This window comes from uncultured Acetatifactor sp., assembly GCF_948601915.1.
Classification (GTDB): domain Bacteria; phylum Bacillota; class Clostridia; order Lachnospirales; family Lachnospiraceae; genus Acetatifactor.
The window spans coordinates 1-19,794 of record NZ_CAPDXS010000105.1 but is presented as its reverse complement, the minus strand read 5'-3'; the positions used below and the strand labels follow the sequence as shown (position 1 = coordinate 19,794).

At 58.8% G+C, this 19,794-nt stretch carries 15 protein-coding genes and 1 pseudogene; 8 read left to right on the top strand and 8 right to left on the bottom strand.

What is annotated here, in order from left to right; genetic code table 11:
• Together Q2B33_RS16745 and Q2B33_RS16740 are read left to right on the top strand one after the other, a co-directional pair.
• Nucleotides 1–936, top strand: a 936-nt coding sequence (locus Q2B33_RS16745) for an ABC transporter ATP-binding protein (protein WP_300819734.1), incomplete at its 5' end; no start/stop codon positions are given.
• Nucleotides 937–1,145: 209 nt separating this feature from the next.
• Entirely contained in the window at nt 1,146–2,960 is a 1,815-nt protein-coding gene (locus Q2B33_RS16740) for an ABC transporter ATP-binding protein (protein WP_300570283.1), read from the top strand.
• A gap of 120 nt (nt 2,961–3,080) precedes the next feature.
• On the opposite strand, the gene Q2B33_RS16735 is transcribed toward Q2B33_RS16740, so the two are convergent.
• The 5 genes from Q2B33_RS16735 to Q2B33_RS16715 all read right to left on the bottom strand — a co-directional run bounded on the left by Q2B33_RS16735 (nt 3,081) and on the right by Q2B33_RS16715 (nt 11,998).
• Nucleotides 3,081–3,935 (bottom strand): hypothetical protein, encoded by an 855-nt coding sequence (locus Q2B33_RS16735; protein WP_300570211.1) that lies wholly within the window; start codon nt 3,933–3,935, stop codon nt 3,081–3,083.
• 369 nt (nt 3,936–4,304) lie between these two features.
• Complete coding sequence (locus tag Q2B33_RS16730; RefSeq protein WP_300570209.1) at nt 4,305–4,865, bottom strand: chromate transporter; 561 nt, start codon at nt 4,863–4,865, stop codon at nt 4,305–4,307.
• 144 nt (nt 4,866–5,009) lie between these two features.
• Entirely contained in the window at nt 5,010–5,576 is a 567-nt protein-coding gene (locus Q2B33_RS16725; protein ID WP_300570206.1) for a chromate transporter, read from the bottom strand.
• A gap of 175 nt (nt 5,577–5,751) precedes the next feature.
• Entirely contained in the window at nt 5,752–9,342 is a 3,591-nt protein-coding gene (locus Q2B33_RS16720) for a hypothetical protein (RefSeq protein WP_300570203.1), read from the bottom strand.
• The gene (locus Q2B33_RS16715) at nt 9,332–11,998 is read right to left on the bottom strand and encodes an RND family transporter (RefSeq protein WP_300570200.1); all 2,667 of its coding nucleotides are present in this window, start codon (nt 11,996–11,998) and stop codon (nt 9,332–9,334) included. The genes Q2B33_RS16720 and Q2B33_RS16715 overlap by 11 nt, the downstream gene beginning before the upstream one ends.
• Nucleotides 11,999–12,251: 253 nt before the next feature.
• Between Q2B33_RS16715 and Q2B33_RS16710 the strand changes: the two genes are divergently transcribed.
• Nucleotides 12,252–12,818: a TetR/AcrR family transcriptional regulator gene (locus Q2B33_RS16710; RefSeq protein WP_300570197.1), complete on the top strand. Its 567-nt coding sequence runs from the start codon at nt 12,252–12,254 to the stop codon at nt 12,816–12,818.
• 82 nt (nt 12,819–12,900) lie between these two features.
• On the opposite strand, the gene Q2B33_RS16705 is transcribed toward Q2B33_RS16710, so the two are convergent.
• The gene (locus Q2B33_RS16705) at nt 12,901–14,184 is read right to left on the bottom strand and encodes a glycoside hydrolase family 125 protein (RefSeq protein WP_300570194.1); all 1,284 of its coding nucleotides are present in this window, start codon (nt 14,182–14,184) and stop codon (nt 12,901–12,903) included.
• Nucleotides 14,185–14,354: 170 nt separating this feature from the next.
• Here Q2B33_RS16705 and Q2B33_RS16700 point away from each other — a divergent pair, with 170 nt between their 5' ends.
• Together Q2B33_RS16700 and Q2B33_RS16695 are read left to right on the top strand one after the other, a co-directional pair.
• Entirely contained in the window at nt 14,355–14,549 is a 195-nt protein-coding gene (locus Q2B33_RS16700) for a hypothetical protein (protein WP_300815073.1), read from the top strand.
• 31 nt (nt 14,550–14,580) lie between these two features.
• The gene (locus tag Q2B33_RS16695; RefSeq protein WP_300570188.1) at nt 14,581–15,576 is read left to right on the top strand and encodes a 2-hydroxyacid dehydrogenase; all 996 of its coding nucleotides are present in this window, start codon (nt 14,581–14,583) and stop codon (nt 15,574–15,576) included.
• Between the two features lie 180 nt (nt 15,577–15,756).
• On the opposite strand, the gene Q2B33_RS16690 is transcribed toward Q2B33_RS16695, so the two are convergent.
• Nucleotides 15,757–16,290 (bottom strand): Uma2 family endonuclease, encoded by a 534-nt coding sequence (locus tag Q2B33_RS16690; protein WP_300570184.1) that lies wholly within the window; start codon nt 16,288–16,290, stop codon nt 15,757–15,759.
• 198 nt (nt 16,291–16,488) lie between these two features.
• On the opposite strand from Q2B33_RS16690, the gene Q2B33_RS16685 reads away from it, so the two are divergent.
• The 3 genes from Q2B33_RS16685 to Q2B33_RS16675 all read left to right on the top strand — a co-directional run bounded on the left by Q2B33_RS16685 (nt 16,489) and on the right by Q2B33_RS16675 (nt 19,279).
• Entirely contained in the window at nt 16,489–17,526 is a 1,038-nt protein-coding gene (locus Q2B33_RS16685; protein WP_300570181.1) for an SPFH domain-containing protein, read from the top strand.
• Nucleotides 17,526–17,723: a PTS ascorbate transporter subunit IIC gene (locus Q2B33_RS16680; protein WP_296460636.1), complete on the top strand. Its 198-nt coding sequence runs from the start codon at nt 17,526–17,528 to the stop codon at nt 17,721–17,723. The genes Q2B33_RS16685 and Q2B33_RS16680 overlap by 1 nt, the downstream gene beginning before the upstream one ends.
• A 98-nt stretch (nt 17,724–17,821) precedes the next feature.
• Nucleotides 17,822–19,279: a sulfatase-like hydrolase/transferase gene (locus Q2B33_RS16675; protein ID WP_300570177.1), complete on the top strand. Its 1,458-nt coding sequence runs from the start codon at nt 17,822–17,824 to the stop codon at nt 19,277–19,279.
• A 260-nt stretch (nt 19,280–19,539) separates the two neighbouring features.
• Here Q2B33_RS16675 and Q2B33_RS16670 read toward each other — a convergent pair.
• Nucleotides 19,540–19,794, bottom strand: a pseudogene (locus Q2B33_RS16670) (hypothetical protein); the annotation flags it as partial.

Below are 19,794 nucleotides of genomic sequence, written 5' to 3'. Positions count from 1 at the left end.
TATACCATGCAGATTGTCATGTCCTTCCTTATGCTCACCATGATTTCCGTGATGCTGCCCAGGGCCGGGGTGGCCGCAGGGAGAATCGAGGAGGTCATAGGCACCCGCCCCAGCGTCACGGACAGGGAGCAGGTGCAGGACGAAAAGCTCCGGTCGGCAAAGGGCGTGGTCAGCTTCGAGGACGTGTCCTTCCGCTATCCGGGGGCTGACGAGGACGCCCTGGAGAACCTCACCTTCACGGCCGGGCCCGGGGAGACCACCGCCGTCATCGGCAGCACCGGCTGCGGCAAGTCCACGCTGCTGAACCTGATTCCCCGGTTCTACGATGTGACGGCGGGCCGCATCACCATAGACGGCGTGGACATCCGGGATTTGTCCCAGCACAAGCTCCGGAGCCTCCTGGGTTATGTGCCCCAGAAGGCAGTGCTGTTCTCCGGGGACATCGCCTCCAACCTGAAGTTCGGCGGCACATGGCAGGACGGCGCTTCGGACATCACAGACAGCAGCATGGAGGAGGCGGCCAGGATAGCCCAGGCCACGGAATTCATAGAGAGCAAGACGGAGAAGTACCACAGCGGGATATCCCAGGGCGGAACCAATGTGTCCGGCGGACAGAAGCAGCGGCTCTCCATCGCCCGGGCTATCGCAAAGTCGCCCAAAATATATCTGTTCGACGACAGCTTCTCGGCCCTGGACTACAAGACGGACGTGACCCTGCGCAGGGCCCTGCGGGAGAAGACAGGGGACGCCACTGTAATCATCGTGGCCCAGCGCATCAGCACGATCCTGAACGCGGACCGAATCATCGTGCTGGACGATGGGAAAATAGCCGGCATGGGCACCCACAGGGAGCTTTTGCGGGAGTGCGAGGCGTATCGGGAAATCGCCAGGTCACAGTTGTCCGAGGCGGAACTGAAGGGAGGTGCTGCAGTATGAGCGATGAAAAGAGGACGAACACAGGCGCCGCGGCCGACAGCGCGGCCCGGAGCGGAAAAAGCGCGCCGCAGAGCAATGCTGTCCGGGCTGAAAATTCCAGCACTGGCGGCAATGCGGCCCAGGCTGAAAACCCTGGCACTGGCGGCAATGCGGCCAAGAACGCCAGGCCAGGCAGACGGCCCCACGGGCCCCATGGCCCTCACGGCGGCATGATGCCGGGGGAAAAGGCAAAGGATTTCAAGGGGACTTTCCGGAAGCTCCTGTCCTACATGGGCAGGTACAAAATTGCACTAATCGCCGTCATGATCTTCGCGGCAGGCAGCACAGTCTTCAACATCATCGGCCCTAAGGTGCTGGCAAAAGCCACCACGGAGCTGTTTGAGGGCATGATGGCCAAGTTCGCGGGCACAGGCGGCATCAATTTCCAGCGCATCGGCCAGATCCTGCTGCTCCTTCTGGGGCTCTATGCCCTGAGCGCCCTGCTGTCCTTCGTACAGGGGCTTTTGATGACCGAGGTCTCCCAGAAGCTCTGCTTCCGGTTCCGTCGGGAGATTTCGGAGAAAATCAACCGCATGCCCATGGCTTATTTCGAGTCCCGCACCGTGGGCGAGGTGCTGTCCCGGATCACCAATGATGTGGACACTTTGGGCCAAAGCCTGGGGCAGAGCATCACCACCCTGATCACCTCGGTGGCCACCATTGTGGGCATCCTGATCATGATGCTGTCCATCAGCCCCCTGATGACGCTGATTGCCCTGGTAATCCTGCCGGTGTCGGGCGGGCTCATCGGCGTGGTGGTGAAACATTCCCAGAAATATTTCATCGACCAGCAGACCTACCTGGGCAAGATAAACGGCCAGATTGAGGAAGTCTACAGCGGCCAGAACATCATCAAAGCCTTCAACAGGGAGGAGGCCGCCCTGGCGGAATTCGGCGAGACCAATGAAATCCTCTACCGCAGCGCCTGGAAGTCCCAGTTCATCTCCGGCATGATGCAGCCCATCATGACCTTTGTAGGCAATCTGGGGTACGTGGCCGTGGCCGTCAGCGGCAGCATGCTGGCCATCCGGGGCATCATCGATGTAGGCGAAATCCAGGCCTTCATACAATATGTGAAAAATTTCACACAGCCTATCACACAGGTGGCCCAGGTCTCCAACATGTTCCAGTCCACGGCCGCGGCGGCGGAACGGGTATTCGAGTTCCTGGAGGAGCCGGAGGAGGACGCGGAAGTGCCGGATTCCCTGAAGGATGCGCCTGCCCCGGGGCGGATGCAAGGCGCGGTATCCTTCCACCATGTGCGCTTCGGCTACCGGCCGGACAAGACGATCATCCACGACTTTAGCTGTGAAGTGAAGCCGGGACAGACAGTGGCCATCGTAGGCCCCACCGGCGCCGGCAAGACCACCATGGTGAAGCTCCTCATGCGCTTCTATGACGTGGACAGCGGCTCCATACAGGTGGACGGCCATGATGTGCGGAATTTCAACCGCAGCGAACTGCGGGAGAACTTCGGCATGGTGCTGCAGGACACCTGGCTCTTCCACGGGACCATCATGGAGAACATCCGCTACGGCAGGCTGGATGCCACGGACGAGGAAGTCATCGCCGCGGCCAAAGCTGCCCATGTCCACCGCTTCATCCAGACCCTTCCCGGCGGCTATCAGATGGAGCTGGGGGAGGACGCCTCCAATGTGTCCCAGGGCCAGAAGCAGCTGCTCACCATCGCCCGGGCCATCCTGGCGGACAATCCCATATTAATCCTGGACGAGGCCACCAGCTCCGTGGACACCAGGACGGAGATCCGGATCCAGAAGGCCATGAACAACCTGATGAAGGGCCGCACCAGCTTCGTCATCGCCCACAGGCTCTCCACCATCCGGGACGCGGACGTGATCCTTGTCATGCGGGACGGAGACATCGTGGAACAGGGCAGCCATGACGAGCTGATGGGAAAGGGCGGCTTCTACGCGGAGCTGTACAACTCCCAGTTCGAGGGGCAGGGGGCTGTGGAGACGGCTTAGCGGAACCTGCCTGCGCAATCAACGGCCATCCGAATAACCGGATGGCCTAAGCTCTCCTTCCGCATTCTCTCAGCGATTCCTTTCCTGCCGCAGCATGCATCCCGGCGCGATGTCCCCTCCTCACCCGATGCACAGTTCCTCATACAGCCGTAGCCTCACCTGTCTGTCATCCAGGGCCAGCCTTGCGTCCTCGTCCCGCCCCAGGGCGTACAGCTTTGTCAGCAGTGCAGCCAGCCTGTTCTCACCCTTTATCGCTCCCCGTGCCTCCAGCATATCAATATACTCACACATGACAATCTCCTCCCCTTTCTCCTGTCTGTCCTGCAGCTCCTCCACCAAATCCGTGAACCTCGTGTCCCCGGTAAGGGCCTCCATCATCTCGCACAGCGCTTTCCCATGGCGGATTCGCTGCCCTCTACGGCCTTCAAAATTACCCTCATTCAGATAGTCCACCACAAAGCCCATGTCACTGACAAATCTATTCCTTACCTCCCGGGAAAGGTTCCGCATATGCCAGACTGCCAGCTTCATCTCATCCACCAGCTCCAGATCCTCCCGGGACGCACCTCCCTGAGCCAGCAGCCTGTGCAGGCTTAAGGGTATCCGGCTCCTCTTCCCCGTCCAGTCCAGCACCGTCCCTATCACAGGATATACCTCTCCCTGCCCTTCCATCTGCAGTCTGTAGATGCCGCCCTGATAGGATGCCTTGCGCAGAATCTGTCTTTTTCGCAGCCTGGTCTCGTTCCCGATGATATATTGCAGGGCTATTCTGCCTCCTTCCATAAGATAGAAACTCACATCGCAGAACTGATTACGCATCCCCCTTCTGCCACGGTAGAAGCTTTCCGTGGGCGCGGGGCACAAGTCCCCGGCCTTAACCCTGTTCCTCCCGCCGTAGTCAAGCGCGTTCACACAGTCCGCGAACACATCCGCATGGGACATCAGGATTTTCTCCAGTATGTCTTTCTCCGCCACCTATGCCATACCTCCCTCTTCGATTTTTGGGGAGGTTCCTGGGAAACTCCCACTATTTTTCCGGATATACAAGCAGGAATTTTCCGATTTACAAGAATAGCCGAAACTGCATTCAGAACTTTTACCGAAAGAAAATCTGCTCTGTATTTAGCATAACACAGGATGAGGCACTTTGCAAATCATTTTTGTTTTTCGGCAAAATCTTTTTGACAAAACAGACAGAAAAACGCCTACCCCCGGCAAGCGCTTTCCCTTATTTTCTCAGATTTCTAAATTTCCTGCCACAGCACGAATCCCAGCGCTGACACATCTCTGGTCATTGTCCAGCTATCTCCGCAAAGCAATGAGGCATCTGCACTGGATTTCCATCTATATCAGGAGATTGAGGAGCAGGTTCACGCCGCCGCAGGCCACCATGATCAGGATCGGGCTCTTCTTCGTCCTACGCAGCACAAAGAACGCCCCAGCGGCCAGAAGGATTCCGGACAGATTGATGCCGTTCACGGACAGACCGCCCTCCGATGCCACTACCGTCTTCAAAATGGACAGGGCCGCGGCTGCAATCAGCGCGATAATCACAGGCCGAAGGCGGCCTAAGATATTCTGGATGGCATCCAGGTTCTGGTATTTGAAGTACAGCTTTGCCAGAATCGACACAAGAATCAGGGAGGGCAGGATGCACCCGAAGGTGGCCACCAGCGCCCCCGGAATCCCGGCGATCCGTATCCCAACGAAAGTGGCGGAATTCACGGCCATGGGCCCCGGCGTCATCTCGGCTATGGTGATCAGGTCATTGAACTCGCCGGCGGTGAGCCAGCCGTGGCGCTCCACCACCTGGCTCTGTATCAGAGGCAGGGCCGCGTAGCCTCCGCCGATGCTGAACATCCCTACCTGGATGAAGCTCCAGAACAGCTCTAAATAAATCCCCATGACTCTCCTTTCCAGACTTCCCGTCCTGCCGTCTGCAGCGGCACATACGGCAGGACCGATGCAGAACGCTTTTCACCCCGGCAGCCGCCTCACGGCGTGCCAAGGGGCACGGCTTCCGTTCCGCGCCCCTTGCCCTGCACCGGCTCAGGGCTTTCCTTCCCTCCACTTCGCATATCCCCGGGACAGGATGCCCACGGCCACCGCTGCCAGGATGATGTATACCACATTTATCTTCCACACTGCCGTGGCCAGGAATGCCGCTGCCATCAGGCCATAGTTCAGCCAGGACTTGGCCTTCACCACCCCGGCCCCCATGGTGTACACCACATCGAAGAGCACGGCCACCACTCCGGCCTGCATCCCTTTCAGCACGTAGCCCACGTATACGTTGGAGGCAAAGGCCTCGTAGATATAGGAGATGGCCGACAGGATGGCGATGGGCGGGATAATGGTTCCCGTCACGGCCACGGCCATGCCCGCTGCCCCGGCCAGCTTCCAGCCCACCAGGATGGCAGCGTTCACCGCGATGGCCCCCGGCGAGGACTGGGCCAGCGCCGTGATGTCCAGCATCTCCTTCTCCTCGAGCCACCCCAGCTCGTCGCAGAATTTCCGCTTCATCAGGGTGATGATGACGAAGCCGCCTCCGAAGGTGAAGGCGCTGATATAGAGCATGTTCAGGAACAGTTGGAGCAGGGTGTTCTTTTTCCTCACGAAGATGGTCCTCCAGTTAAGTTCAATAGGATTCTATTGTCTCGGGTCTACAATAGAATCCAAGAGAGGATTCTATTGTCTAAGATCTATAATAGAATCCAAATGCAGGATTCTATTGTCTAAGATTCATTATACAGGAAATTCCGGAAAATGGAAACTGCTCTTTTGAGGATTTTCATATATTGTCCTTGTCATCGCCCTCCTCTTCAACCGCTTCTTCGCCTGTCTGCCGCCTCCTCTTTCCCGCAGGCTTTTGCCGGCGCTTTTTCCGCTTCCTCATGGATTTCTCCTGCTGTTCCATCCCCTTTCTCCCAGGCTTCCCGCGGCGCTTCCTGGCTTTTCCAATCAGCAGGATCAACAGCGCTGCGGCTGCCGCGCATCCTCCGGCGCAGGCGATTGCCACAAGCTTTCCGTTGTCCTTCTCCGCAGCAGTCAGACGGAAAGCCCTCTCGGCATTCGAGGAGGATTCTCCTTCCAGGGCGGGTCCTCCCTCCATGGGGAATTCCAGGTAGCTTCCCACCGTGCTGCTCTCAACCGCCTGGTAGCCGTTCCCTGTCCAAAGCTCCACTGTAGTATGCTCCGCATCCTCACAGAGCGCCCGCACCAGAAGCCCGGATTCGTAGACGCTGTCAGGCTCCCGGCCGTCCAGCCACACGGAGAGCCTCGTGCCGCCCTCCGGCCCCTGCTCCAGCTTCAGCCTGCTCTCCGGCAGGAACTCTCCCTGCACCAGCACCAGCGGCCTGCCCTCCGCATCCTTTTCCTCGCTGGCCAGGGAAGTGACCCATCTCTCGTACCGTGCCTCCAGCACCTGGTTCCCGGTGACGAAATCCCAGTCAAAATCAGGCCATGTGCCGTAATATCCCTCCTTTTCGGGCACCTGGGGAATCAGGCTCCCGTCGATGGCATCGCCGTAGGCGCATCGGAACGAGGCCAGCTCCCAGCCATCCGCCTGCAGGCTCACCGTGAATTCCGAGAACGCCTCCGGCACGCCCTCCAGGCGGCAGAACTCCTCATAAGGCAGGGGCGCAGCGCCGCTTTCGTAGCCCACGGAATCTACGCCGGGCACGTTCCCCCGGACATAATAGTTCCCCCAGAGGATTCCCTCTTCCCGAAGCCACCCTGCCACAGAGCCTGCCCTCTCTCCGGAGCAATCGATTTCCGGGTAGGCATAGCTGTAGAAGATGTCGCAGCCCCGGCCCGCGATGCCGCCCACATAGGTCTCCCCGGACACAGGGCCCATCGCATAGCAGCTCCTGACGCAGTAGTCCGAGGAACCGGCGATGCCGCCCACAAAGCTCCCTCCCGTGCTCTCCACCGCCCCGTAGGACTCGCAGGAGACCACCGCGCCGAAATCCGCCTTGCCCACGACTCCTCCCACGTAGTCTTTCTTGCCCGTTATGGTGCCCAGGTTGCGGCTCTCCCGCACCACGGCCTTTACGGACTGCTCGATGCGGAAGCTCTCCGCTCCGGTGAGGGTGATGTCGTCCTCCGGGTCGAAGTCGTATTCCGTGGCTATCAGCCCGGTGATGCCGCCCACATTGGTGTCCGCCTCCACAGTCCCCTGGTTGATGCAGAGGGTAATCTTCCCCTGCTGGAAAGAGGTGGTGTCATAGTAGGCCTCCTGGGGCTGCTCCGCCCCCAGGTTCTCCAGGTCGCCGCCTGCGGCCTCGTCCGAGGCGTCCTCCACCGTGATGCCCTCATAGCGGAACAGGTCGTCCCGCAGCTCGTTGATGCAGCGGCGCACCACCTTGGCCTGGGCCAGCAGGGCGTCCACATCGGCGGAAGTCCTGTCCCCGCCCTGCTGCAGCACCTCCGCCAGCCGGAGCAGGTCATTCCCCGCCGCTTCCAGCTCCTGGTTCAGGGTCTGCAGATTGTCCCCAATGCCGCCGCTGCGGTCGCTGGTGGCGGAGGTGATGGTGCCCAGATGGGTGCCCACGCCCTCGCCGAACCTGCGCAGGGCCGCCATGTAGCTCTCTATGTCCTTTCCCAGCTTCTCGATATCTGCCTTGTCGATGTCTGTCTTGTCGAAATCGGGGAAGCCAAAATCCGGCTTATCAATGTCCGGTTTGTCGAAATCCGGCCGGTCAGGATCTGTTTCGTCAGAGCCGGGCCGGTCTGCATCGCCCTCAAAGATATGGCTTCCGTCAGCGCCTCCGCCGGGATTCTGCCCTCCGTCCTCTTCCCCGGCCTCTGCCCCGGCCTCTGCCCCGGCCTCTTCGCCCTCTGCCGGATCCTTTGGCTTAACTTCCCGTTCCGCCGCATCCTCCGCTTCTGTCCGTGCAGCCGAAGCCTCCTGCGCCTGTCCCTCAGACGGTACCCCGGCACTTTCCCCGGAATCCTGTCCTCCGGCTCCCTCCTGACCGGCCGGATTCCCCTCTCCGGATTCCTGCTCTGTCTGCATGTCTCCGATGTACACCTCTCCGGTGAGGTTGATTCCGGACGCCTCCGTCCCGGATCCCTCTATTCCGGATTCATCCGTCCCTGTTCCTGCCGTCCCGGCCTCCGCCTGGTCCCTCCACTCCCCGTTCAAACGGCTCAAATCATCGCCAATCCCCGTCAGCTCCTGGTTGTAGATGTACCACAGCTCATTAGCCGTCCCGGTGAGGCCTGCGCCCGCCGCGGAAGCGGTGTTGAGATGGCCGCTGATGCTCCTTGACAGCTCCGCCGCCTCCCCGCCATAGCCGCTGATGTCCTCATGGGCCGCCTCCAGCAGGTTGAAGAACACCTCCGTCTCCCTGTCCAGCTCGCCCAGCTTGTCGTTCAGGTACTGGATCTCCAGGAAAGGCTCCAGCTGCCCCGCGATGCCGCCCACGTCCTTCCTGCCCAGCACATGCCCCGTGTTGGTGCAGTTCTGCAGATAGCCCTGGTGGAGCCTACCCACGATGCCCCCGGTATTGTAGCCCACATGCTGGTAGCCCACCGTGCCGGAATTGGCGCAATAATAGATTTTTCCATCCGAGTAACCGGCAATCCCTCCCGTGTCCGTGTGCACCGCCACATTTTTCGCGCTGTTGATGTCCTCGATTCCCTCCATGGTGATGTCTTCTATGCTATAGCTCACCTCCGTGCTGTGGGTATTGACGCTGCCCAGGTTCTGGCAATTGTTGATCGTCCCCTGGTTGCTGCCGCAGATGCCCCCCGCGCAGTGGTCGCCTGTGACATAGGCCGCGGATTGGCAGCGGCGGATTTCCCCCGTGGCCCTGTTGGCCCCGGCGATGCCGCCCACGTCCTCCGCCCCGGCCACGTTCCCGGAGACGCTGCAGTTCTCGATCCTGCCGTAGTTGATCCCGGCCAGTATCCCCACCTGGCTCTTGCTGCCGCCGGGAGCCACCGTCCCCGACAGGACAAGGCCCCGCACCACGCCGCCCTCCTGCACATAGCGGAACAGCCCCACAGCGGAGCCGTCGGCAGCAAGCTCCAGACCGGAAACCGTATGCTCCCCGCCATCGAAGATGCCGCCGAAGCTGGGGATGGTCAGGCCGCGGTGCTCCCGCAGGACAATGTCGTTCTCCAGGGTCACATACTTATCCCTGGACCAGGCGTCCACCTGGCAGTCCAGGGCCAGCCGGGCCAAATCCTCCTCCGTGGCTATGGATATCCTCATGTATTCGCTCTCCGGTCTCCGCCCCTCCCCGGCGCTGTCCCCGGAAATCAGCTGTCCGAATGCCGTGGGCTCCGCGGCCCATACCGGCAGCGCTTCCTGTAGGGCCAGGATGCCCGCCAATGCCATCCATGCCATCCGTCTGCTTCTCCTGCTACGCTTCATGATTCGCTGCCTCCTGTTCTCCGTCTTCTGCCGGCTCTCCCCCTCTGCCTTTTCCGCTTCCGTCCAATGTCCACGCAAAGCCGTCCGCCTCTACGCCATCGGGCCCCCGCAGGTCTTCCTCTGCCTCTCCCTCCGGCAGGTCATCCCCAGGCTCCCCGGCATCTCCGTCCTCCACTGCCAGCCGCGGCTGCTCCTCCCCGGTTTCCACCTCATATTCCCGAAGCTGCTCCACATTGTCCTTCGCCCGCACCACGGCCCCCATCTCGCCGTCGATCACGCCGGAGAACTCCCCGTCGATCACGCCGTTCACATAGCCCTTGATGTGCCCGGTCATCCGGATCCTGCCGCCTGTGGGCAGGGGCTTGATGGTCTCGCGCTTTAAGGTAAAGGCCGTCTTTTCGATGATGATGTCGCCGATCAGCAGCGTCTGGGGCAGGGCCAGCAGCACCAGCGCGATGGACGTCAATGTCCCCCGGCCCAGGGCAAGCCCGATGGCCGCCACCACCGCGTTGCTGGACACATTGCTGATGATGAAGCCCGCCGCCACCAGCATGGAGCCGCTGGTGACGATCGTAGGGAACGCCTGGTTCAGGGTCTCCACGATGGCCTTTTTGATGGGCATATAGGTCTTCAGCTCCATGTACCGGCTTGTGATTACAATAGCATAGTCAATTGTAGCCCCCATCTGAATGGCGGACACCACCAGGTATCCCAGGAAGTACACCACCTCTCCCGTGAGATACGGCAGGGAGAAGTTCATCCAGATGCTCCCCTGAATCGTCACCACCAGCAGCACGGGCAGCCCCGCGGACTGGAAAGTGAACAGCAGGATCGCCATGACGAACAGGGCCGTCAGAATGGTGATGATATTGTTGTCCATGACAAAGGAATCGCTCAGATCCTTGTTGCTGGTGGAATTGCCCACCAGGTAGACCTCCTCATCGCCATAATATTTCGCTGCCACCCCCCGGATCCGCTCCAGGGCGGCATAGGTCTCCTCCCCCTCCGAGGGCACGGACAGCTCCAGCACGAAGCGGCTGCACCGCTCCCCCAGCAGCTGGTTCTTTGCGATGCTGATCTGGGAGTAGGCATCCGTCAGCGTCTCCTCCAGGTCGTCCTCCAGCGTGATGTTCCCCCGCTCCTTCTGGTCGTAGATGAAGAGGAACATGTCGATCAGCGGTACCTTGTACTCGTTGATGCCGCCCAGCAGCGCCCCGTAATTGCTGTCGTCCACCGCATAGGCGGAGTAGAGGAGGTTCGCCACCTCGATGTCCATGTCGATCAGCTCCGCGAACTCCCTGGGGGAGAGCTGGGCCGTCAGCACATAGCCGTCCATGGCCTCGATGTTGGCCAGCCCCATGCAGGAATCCACCTCCGGCAGGCGCTCCAGCTCCCGCAGCAGCTGTCCCTCCTTTTCATAGTCGCCGCCCGGCACGATGACCGCCAGCTGGTTCACGGTGCCGAAGTTCCTGTTCACCATCTCCACGGAGAATTTGTTCTCGCTCATGTTCTTGGACTGCAGCGTGTTCACATCGTACACATAATCCGCCCTGCCGGAGAGCACCGCCCCGGCGATCACCGCCACCACCAGCAGTGGCGGTATGACGAACCTGGTGTGCACGCAGAACTTCCCCACGGCCGTGATGTTCGGCACGAAGCTTTTGTGATGGGAATGGTCTATGGCCTTGGCAAAGGTCAGCAGCAGCCCGGGCATCAGGAAGAACACGGAGATCAGGCTCAGTACGATGGCTTTTGCCAGCACGATGCCCATGTCATAGCCGATCCTAAACTGCATGAACATCATGGCCACCATGCCGGACACCGTGGTCAGGGAGCTGGAGGAGATCTCCGGGATGGCCTTGCTCAGGGCCACGATCACGGCCTCCCTGGCCTCCTTGTCCTCGTGCTCCTCCATGAACCGGTGGCAGAGGATGATGGCATAGTCCACGGCCAGCGCCAGCTGCAGCACCACGGCGATGGAATCCGTCACGAAGCTGATGGTGCCGAACCAGTAATTGGTCCCCTTGTTCAGGATGGCCGCCACGATGAATGTCATCAGGAACACGGGGATCTCCGCATAGGTGGTGGAGGTGAACAGCAGCACCGCCACGATGACCACCCCTGCCAGCAGCAGGATGACGATCATGTCATTGCTTAGATCCGCCGCGTCCCGCTCCTCCTGGCCGATGTCCGAGGAATAGTACACATCGTACCCGGACAGGGCCTCCAGCACGCTGTCCAGATGCTCCTGTGCCGTCTCGTCTCCCGCCTCCCCGTCAAAGGTCACCTTGAACAGGGCCTCCATGTCGTGGTAGTACTCTTCCGTGTCCTCGAAGTCCAGCATCGCCACCCCGTCCATCTCCCGGAGCTCTTCCGAGAGCCCCTGGGCCTCCTCATAGGTCACATTGCAGACCATGATACGGGCAGTGCCGTATGTAAGGAACTGCTCATCCATCAGGTCCAGCCCCTGGCGGGTCTCCGTGGTATCCGGCAGGTAGGAGGTCAGGTCGTTGTTGACCTTCACCTTATCCATGGTGAGCACGCTGTACAGAATCAACAGGATGAATACCAGATAGAAGCCTTTCCGCTTGTCTACGATAAGGGTGGAGAGCCTCATCATGAAGGAATTGTCTTTCTTTTCTTTTTCCGTTTCCATAAAAAAATGCCATTGCCTTTCTCTGTTGCCAGCCCTCGGCGCGTTTTCCGGCAGCCGTCCATAAAACATATTTCTGTTTTTTACTTAACAACAGTTGATTTATTCTTCAGATGTAATTATAATGGAAACAGAGAGAAGCGCAATAAACAGTTTTGGGGGAAATGTATCTTTCTGGACATTTGCGGCGGGAAGTGTCGCATATTTATGAAATGTTTAGAAATACCCGTGGCGAGCGAAAAGGAGGAATCGTGCGATGGCAGACGCGAAGACGGACCGGAGAGTCCGGAGGACCAAAGCCCTGCTGCTGCAGGGACTGATGCAGCTGATGGAGACCAAGGATGTGAAGGATATCTCCGTGAAGGAGCTGTCCGACCTGGCGGACATCAACCGAGGGACCTTTTATCTGCACTACAGCGATGTCTATGACATGCTGGCGCAGCTGGAGGACGAGCTGTTCCTGGAATTCCATGGCATCATCGACCGGACGCTGAAGCCGGATACCCCGGTCCATGCGTCCCGGGCCACGCTGCTGGAGATCTTCTCCTTCCTGGAACGGCACAGGGCGGTGGTCAGGGCCATGATCGGACCCCACGGGGACCTGGCCTTCGTGAACCGGCTGAAGAACCTGGTAAAGGAGCGGCTGGACAGCATCTTCACCGCCAGGCAGGCCGACAGCGACGGCTGTTACATGGAGTCCTTCGCCGTGTCCGGCTGCACCGGCGTCATCGAGACCTGGCTGTCCCAGCCGGACGCGCCAAGCCCGGAGGCCATGGCGGATGTCTGCACCAGGATTCTGGAGAGAGGGCTGGGGATGGATTGAGGCCAGCTCCTTCCCCCGCCCTTTCCGGCAATGTCCCCTCACACTGAATCCAGTCCGCCGCCCGGTCTTTCCGCGCCTCACATCAGGCGAAAAAGCCCTCTTCCATCAGCCTGTCCAGCAGCTCCGCGAACAGGGTGTTGGCCCAGGCGAACCAGGGTCTGGTGAACTCCTCCGGCGCGGAGGGGTCGAAGGACTCGTGCATGTAGTTGGTCCCGGCGTGGGTCTTTGCCAGCATATCCAGGCACTGCAGTATCTCCTCCCTGTCGTCGGAGGTCAAGGCCTGCATGGTGATGCCGATATGCCATACGAAGCCCGCGGGCGTGTGGGGGCTCCCCATCCCTTTTGCCAGGCTGCCCTCATAGTAATAAGGGTTGTCCTCCGACAGAAGGAACCTGCGGGTATTCCGGTATACCGCATCATCCTTATCGCAATACCCCAGATAGGGCATGGCCAGCAGGCTGGGCGAATTGGCGTCGTCCATCAGGATGTGGTTGCCGAAGCCGTCCGTCTCGTAGGCGTATATCTTCCCGTACTTGGGATGCTCCACCACTCCGTAGGTCTCGATGCCGTCCCGGATTTCCTCCGCCAGCTCCCCGCACTCCTTCGCCAGGGCCTCATCCCCGTAGCACTCCCTGCAGATCTCCGCCCCGAAGCCCAGGGCCTTCACCGCCATCATGTTGGAGGGGATCAGGTAGCCGAAGCAACAGGTATCGTCCGAGGGGCGGAAGCCCGACCAGGTCATGCCCGTGACGTTCACAGGACGTCCCTTCCCCTTGCAGGGCAGTGTGTCCGTCTTCACGCAGTTGTAGCGCCGGAAGAAGTAGGGTGAGTTCCTGTGATCCTGTTCCACGGTAAAGGTATGGACGATCTCCCGAATCATCTCATGGAATTCCTCCGTAAATATCCTGTCGATCCCCGTCTCCTTCCAGTAATAATACCCCAGATAAAGAGGGGCGCAGAGGGAATCCACCTCGTACTTGCGCTCCCACACATGGGCGTTCTCCAAAGTCTCGTCCTCGTATCCCGCCCCCGCCCCGTTGGCGCTTTCGTTAAATGCGTTGGCATAGGGGTCTACGCAGACCATCTTCGCCTGCCTGGCGATGATGCCCTCCAGAATCTCCTGGAGCCGGCCGTCCTCTCCGGCATACTTCACATAGGGCCTCACCTGGGCCGCGGAATCCCGCAGCCACATGGCGGGGATGTCGCCGGTGATGACGAAGTACCCTCCGTCCTCCGACTGCTTCACCGTGGTCTCCATGGTGTTCAGGAAACACTGGGCCGCCAGCGGCGCCAGCGGGCTGTAGTGGGCCTGGTAATATGCCTCCAGATTTTTTGCTCTGTTCTTCAATGCCTCCGGTATCGTCATGATTTTCCTCCGTTTCTTTGTCAGACTCTGTCTGGTCCGCCCTCTCCGGGCCTTTCTCTAATCATATCTGCCGGCCGTCAATCTGTCAACCTTTAAAAAGGGGCGGATCCCTGTGATAAAAATGTGCCGCGATGGGAAAAGTATGGTATAATGTTTCCATTACAACCCATATGGAGGGAACAATCTCCAGGGCCTTTGAGGCCCTTGTGAAAAAGCATCCCGGGCTGAGCGCGGAGGCGTCCTATTCCTACGATGTCAGGGAGGGCGACACAAGCGCCCAGTGGTGGGGGATCACCAGGATCTATTCCACAACGGAGGATGGGGAGACGAAAATCGTCAGCAGCTCCAGCACATACTGGAATTGACAGATATATCCGAAAAAGAGAGGAGACCATTATGAAAATCCTGTTCTACGACACCAAAAGCTATGACAAGGAATCCTTCCAGGACACCCTGAAGGACTACCAAGACATCACCATCGAGTACACAAAATCCGACCTGGATCCCCGTACCGCGGCCCTGGCGGAGGGCTTCGATGCCGTCTGCGCCTTCGTCAGCTCCGACATCGGCACCCGAACCATGGAGATCCTACACGAGAAGGGCATCACCCTGCTGCTGATGCGCTGCGCCGGATTCAACAACGTAGACCTGGAGACCGCCGGGAAATACGGCATCCGGGTCATGCGCGTGCCCGGCTACTCCCCGGAAGCCGTGGCGGAGCACGCCATGGCCCTGGCGCTGGCCAGCAACCGCCGCCTCTACAAGGCCTACAATAAAGTCCGGGAGAATGATTTCAGCCTGAGCGGCCTCATGGGCTTCAATTTCTATCAGAAGACCGCGGGCATCATCGGCACCGGGAAGATCGGCGCGGCCATGTGCCGCATCTGCCGCGGCTTCGGCATGAAGGTCATAGCCTTCGATGTGTACCAGAACGAGTCTTTGAAGGACTTCGTGGAGTATGTGTCCCTGGAGCGGCTCCTTTCCGACAGTGATGTCATTTCCCTCCACTGCCCCCTGATGGACTCCACCTACCATCTGATCAACATCGACACCATCCGGCAGATGAAGGACGGGGTGATTCTGGTGAACACCTCAAGAGGCGCTCTGGTGAAGACCGACGACCTAATCGAGGGAATCCGCATGCACAAGTTCGCGGGGGTGGGCCTGGACGTGTACGAGGAGGAGACCAACAATGTGTTCGAGGACCGGTCGGACGAAATCCTGGAGCACTCCACCACCGCAAGGCTATTGTCCTTCCCCAACGTGATGATCACCTCCCATCAGGGATTCTTCACCAGGGAAGCCCTGGGGGCCATCGCCGCCACCACGCTGCGCAACGCCATGGATTATGTGGAAGGGAAGGAAAGCCCCAATGACGTGAAAGTCGGGTAGGGAAGACGCTCCTCCCTACCCGCCGCGCCGGGCATCCACGGAATCTGCCGACACTTTCCCTTCTGAGGCTGATTTGCAAAAATATGGGGCTGTCAGGAAATGGCATCATTTCCCGCTAGCCCCTGAAACATTGCCTGGCAGCTTTGATGGAATCGCTTTGGTAAAGACCGCAGTCCCCGATTACGGAACCGTAATGGAAAATCCCTCATAAATGCCCACGGGGACGCTCTCCCCAAAGGCGTACTCATTCATCTGATCCTGCTCGAACTGGTATACGGTCACCGTCTTCCTGTGGGAATCCACTACCCAGTATTCCCTTACGCCTGCCGTGCGGTACTTGAACAGCTTGGTAAAGTAGTCCATGGATCTGCTGCTGGGAGACACGATTTCTATGACCCAGTCCGGTGCCCCATGGCAGCCCTTTTCGTCCAGTTTCGAAGTGTCGCATATGACGGAGATATCCGGCTCCACGTAGTTGACGTCGTCATCGTTCAGGAATACCGCGAAAGGCGCCGCATAGACCTCGCAGCCTCCTCCCTTTTCCCTGATATGTGCCAGTATGGCGCTGGACAAAAACATGCTGAGCCTCTGATGCGTCCGACTCGGAGGAGCCATATAATAAATCTGTCCGTCAATCAGCTCTGCCCGCTCTCCGTCCGGCAAAGCATAGATGTCATCTATCGTATAAAATGCTTCTTTCCTCAGTGCTTCCATTCCGATTCCTCCTCTCTTTATCTGCCATTGTACCATGTTTTCCATAGAATCCGCAAGCTTCAGGCCGCTCTTATCAAACTTATTCAAACTTTTTTCAAAAATTCACGCAAATCCCTTGCAAAGCAAAAATCAATATGATATCATTTTAATATCAGCCGAACCTCTAAAGACACAAGCGAAGAAAGCGAGGAATTTTCTATGGAAGAAAAACTCTTAAAAAGCGCAAAGAACGGTATGGCCGTCCTGCTGACAGTAATCCTGGCCTATACGGCGGCCATTGCCGCAGTGGTCATCGGCGGCATCGATATCGACAGGTACGGTGCCTCGGCCTTCAGCGTCACAGGGCTCGTCATCGGCATCGCAGTGCTTACCCTTGGCTGGATCCCTCTCCTGGGCCTTAAGGTCCTGAAGCCCCAGGAGGCCCTGGTGCTGACCCTGTTCGGCAAGTACATCGGCACCCTGAAGGAGAACGGCTTCTACTACGTCAATCCCTTCTGCGTAGGCGTGAACCCGGCGGCCAAGACAAAGCTGAGCCAGAGCGGGGACGTGTCGGAGCCGAGCAGCGGGCTGCGGGCCATAGCAAGCGGGGCCCAGAGCATGAACCTGGCCGCCGATTACGGCAGCAAGAAGCTGTCCCTGAAGATCATGACCCTGAACAACAGCAGGCAGAAGATCAACGACTGCCTGGGGAATCCTGTGGAAATCGGCATCGCGGTGACCTGGCGGATCGTGGATACGGCCAAGGCCGTGTTCAACGTGGACAACTACAAGGAATTCCTCTCCCTCCAGTGCGACAGCGCCCTGCGCCAGGTGGTGCGGGTCTACCCTTATGACGTGGCCCCCAATGTGGACACCACCGGGGACGGCCATGCGGACGAAGGGAGCCTGCGGGGCTCCAGCGATGTGGTGGCCGCCAGGATACGGGACGAGATCCAGGCCCGGGTGAAGGAGGCCGGCATCGAGGTGGTGGAGGCCCGGATCACCTACCTGGCCTACGCCCCGGAGATTGCGGCCGTGATGCTGCAGCGCCAGCAGGCCTCCGCCATCATAGACGCCCGGAAGATGATCGTGGACGGCGCCGTAGGCATGGTGGAGATGGCCTTGGAGCGGCTGAACGAGAACGATGTGGTACAGCTGGATGAGGAGCGCAAGGCGGCGATGGTCTCCAATCTGCTGGTGGTCCTGTGCGGGAATCATGATGCCCAGCCCATCGTGAATTCCGGGAGCCTTTACTGATGGCAGACGCCAAGAAGCAGGTTCCCCTGCGGCTGTCCCCCAAGCTCTATGACGCCATCGCCGCCTGGGCGGAGGACGACTTCCGCTCGGTCAACGGTCAGATAGAGTACCTGCTGACGGAGTGCGTCCGCCAGCGGAAGAAGAACGGGAAATATGCCCCCGAGGAACTGGACGTGCCGCCGGAGCTGGATATCTGAGCCTATGCCCGCTGCAGCATGCAGCGGGTATTTGCGGTCGGCATGGGACTGTTTGCGGTTTCGTGAATGGAAAGAAAGACCGAGAGGATGTGGAAATCATGAAAAAGCAGCCGAATATCGTTTTTATTTTGTCAGACGATCAGGGGGCATGGGCAATGCACTGCGCGGGAAATGAAGATCTGCGCACACCGAACCTGGACAGGCTTGCGGAGAACGGAGTCCGGTTTGACGAATTTTACTGTGCGTCTCCGGTATGCTCTCCTGCAAGAGCCTCCATCGTAACCGGAAAGGCACCGTCCTGCCATGGCGTGCTGGACTGGATTGCAGGAGGGAACATCGATACGGACAGATATCCGGAAATGGCAGACCATTCCCGGTTCCGGACAAGGGATAGGGCCATCGAATATCTGGAGGGGCACAAAACCTATATGGATGTGTTGGCGGAAAACGGATATGTCTGTGGGCTCAGCGGGAAATGGCATCTCGGCAATAACGCGGAGAAGAAGAAGGGCTTTGACAAATGGTTCACGATTGGAGCCGGAGGCTGCAGCCATTACTTCGATCCGGATGTGTGCGAGGACGGCGTCTTTTCTGCGCCGAAGCGATATATCACCGATCTGATCACGGAAAAAGCGCTGCAGTATGTGGGAGAATTCGCGCAGCAGGAAAAGCCGTTTTATCTGAGCGTCCACTACACCGCGCCCCATAGCCCCTGGGCCGAAAGCCAGCATCCTAAGCGGTTCCTGGATTGGTACAGAGACTGTGGGTTTCAGGCGACGCCGGATCTGCCGGTCCATCCGGATCAGGTCGGAACCTGTCCGGTGGGGGATACGCCGGAGAAACGGGCCGAGAACCTGCGGGGGTATTATGCCGCCATCAGCGCAATGGATGAAGGCATCGGCAAGATCATGGACGAGTTGGGCAGGCAGGGGCTCCTGGAAGATACCATCGTAATCTTTACCGCGGATAACGGAATGAATATGGGACATCACGGAATCTGGGGAAAGGGGAACGGGACATATCCGCAGAACATGTTTGATACTGCAATCAAGGTGCCATTGATCGTTCGGATGCCGGGCGGGGAAAAGGGCGCGGTCTGCCATCAGATGGCATGCCAGTACGACTTCTATCCGACAATCCTGGAGATGGCCGGCTGTCCGTTCGAAGCAGAGCCCATGCAGCCCGGAAAAAGCATGATGCAGCTGATCCGGGAGCCCCGGAAGGAGGCACCGGACCGGGTGGTCGTCTTTGATGAATACAGCAGGACACGGATGATTCGAACCAGACGCTGGAAATACGTAAGCCGATATCCGGATGGGCCGGATGAGCTTTATCATATGGAAGACGATCCGGAGGAGGCACGGAACCTGATCGGCCAGGAAGCGTATGTCGATCTTGTACGCGAACTGAAGGCCGGAATGGAGCAATGGTTCGACACGTACACCCGGGAAGAAACGGACGGGAGGAAATATACGGTGACCGGAAGCGGTCAGCTGAGGCGCTGCGGGGAAGAAAATGCGTTTGATGCGAATCTGGTCTATTTTGCGCCCCACTGAGCGCCGTAAAAGGTGCCGGGTCAGATGTCAGGAATACAGGCCGTCACCTTCAATGAGGCATTGCGGCGAGCCTTATCGCCATCGACACGAAGCCTTTGGTGCAAAAGGCGCTGCCCTAAAGGCAGCGCCATGCACAACTGTCCTCATGCCACAAAAAGTCAATGGGCTCGAAAATATGCTTTTCCAGTAGGTGGCCATTTGCTCATTTCAGATGTCACCTCAGCTTTGTTTTTTGCTGCAATCCTTATCCTATATTCCCGCTATATTCTTTGGCTGTTCAGGTAATCAACCAGCTCATACACAGTTGTTACAGGATTGCTGTCGCGGCATATTACAGTGGCAAAATCCGCACCTGCCTCTTCCGCGCGCACTTTCGCTCTCTTGATTGCGTCTGCCTGATATGGCTCTATTTGGCCAAAGACATCTGCACTTTTTTCATAATCTACCAGATAGCCTTTATCCCTAGATGAGAGAAAAAGTAGTACCACATGAAATTTTTCCTCACCAAAAACTTT

Excerpts from the sequence above, each read along its gene's own strand:
- Q2B33_RS16740 (WP_300570283.1), top strand. The coding sequence starts at position 1,146 with ATGATGCCGGGGGAAAAGGCAAAGGATTTCAAGGGGACTTTCCGGAAG.
- Q2B33_RS16730 (WP_300570209.1), bottom strand. The coding sequence starts at position 4,865 with ATGGGGATTTATTTAGAGCTGTTCTGGAGCTTCATCCAGGTAGGGATG.
- Q2B33_RS16720 (WP_300570203.1), bottom strand. The coding sequence starts at position 9,342 with ATGAAGCGTAGCAGGAGAAGCAGACGGATGGCATGGATGGCATTGGCG.
- Q2B33_RS16715 (WP_300570200.1), bottom strand. The coding sequence starts at position 11,998 with ATGGAAACGGAAAAAGAAAAGAAAGACAATTCCTTCATGATGAGGCTC.
- Q2B33_RS16710 (WP_300570197.1), top strand. The coding sequence starts at position 12,252 with ATGGCAGACGCGAAGACGGACCGGAGAGTCCGGAGGACCAAAGCCCTG.
- Q2B33_RS16705 (WP_300570194.1), bottom strand. The coding sequence starts at position 14,184 with ATGACGATACCGGAGGCATTGAAGAACAGAGCAAAAAATCTGGAGGCA.
- Q2B33_RS16700 (WP_300815073.1), top strand. The coding sequence starts at position 14,355 with ATGGAGGGAACAATCTCCAGGGCCTTTGAGGCCCTTGTGAAAAAGCAT.
- Q2B33_RS16695 (WP_300570188.1), top strand. The coding sequence starts at position 14,581 with ATGAAAATCCTGTTCTACGACACCAAAAGCTATGACAAGGAATCCTTC.
- Q2B33_RS16690 (WP_300570184.1), bottom strand. The coding sequence starts at position 16,290 with ATGGAAGCACTGAGGAAAGAAGCATTTTATACGATAGATGACATCTAT.
- Q2B33_RS16685 (WP_300570181.1), top strand. The coding sequence starts at position 16,489 with ATGGAAGAAAAACTCTTAAAAAGCGCAAAGAACGGTATGGCCGTCCTG.
- Q2B33_RS16680 (WP_296460636.1), top strand. The coding sequence starts at position 17,526 with ATGGCAGACGCCAAGAAGCAGGTTCCCCTGCGGCTGTCCCCCAAGCTC.
- Q2B33_RS16675 (WP_300570177.1), top strand. The coding sequence starts at position 17,822 with ATGAAAAAGCAGCCGAATATCGTTTTTATTTTGTCAGACGATCAGGGG.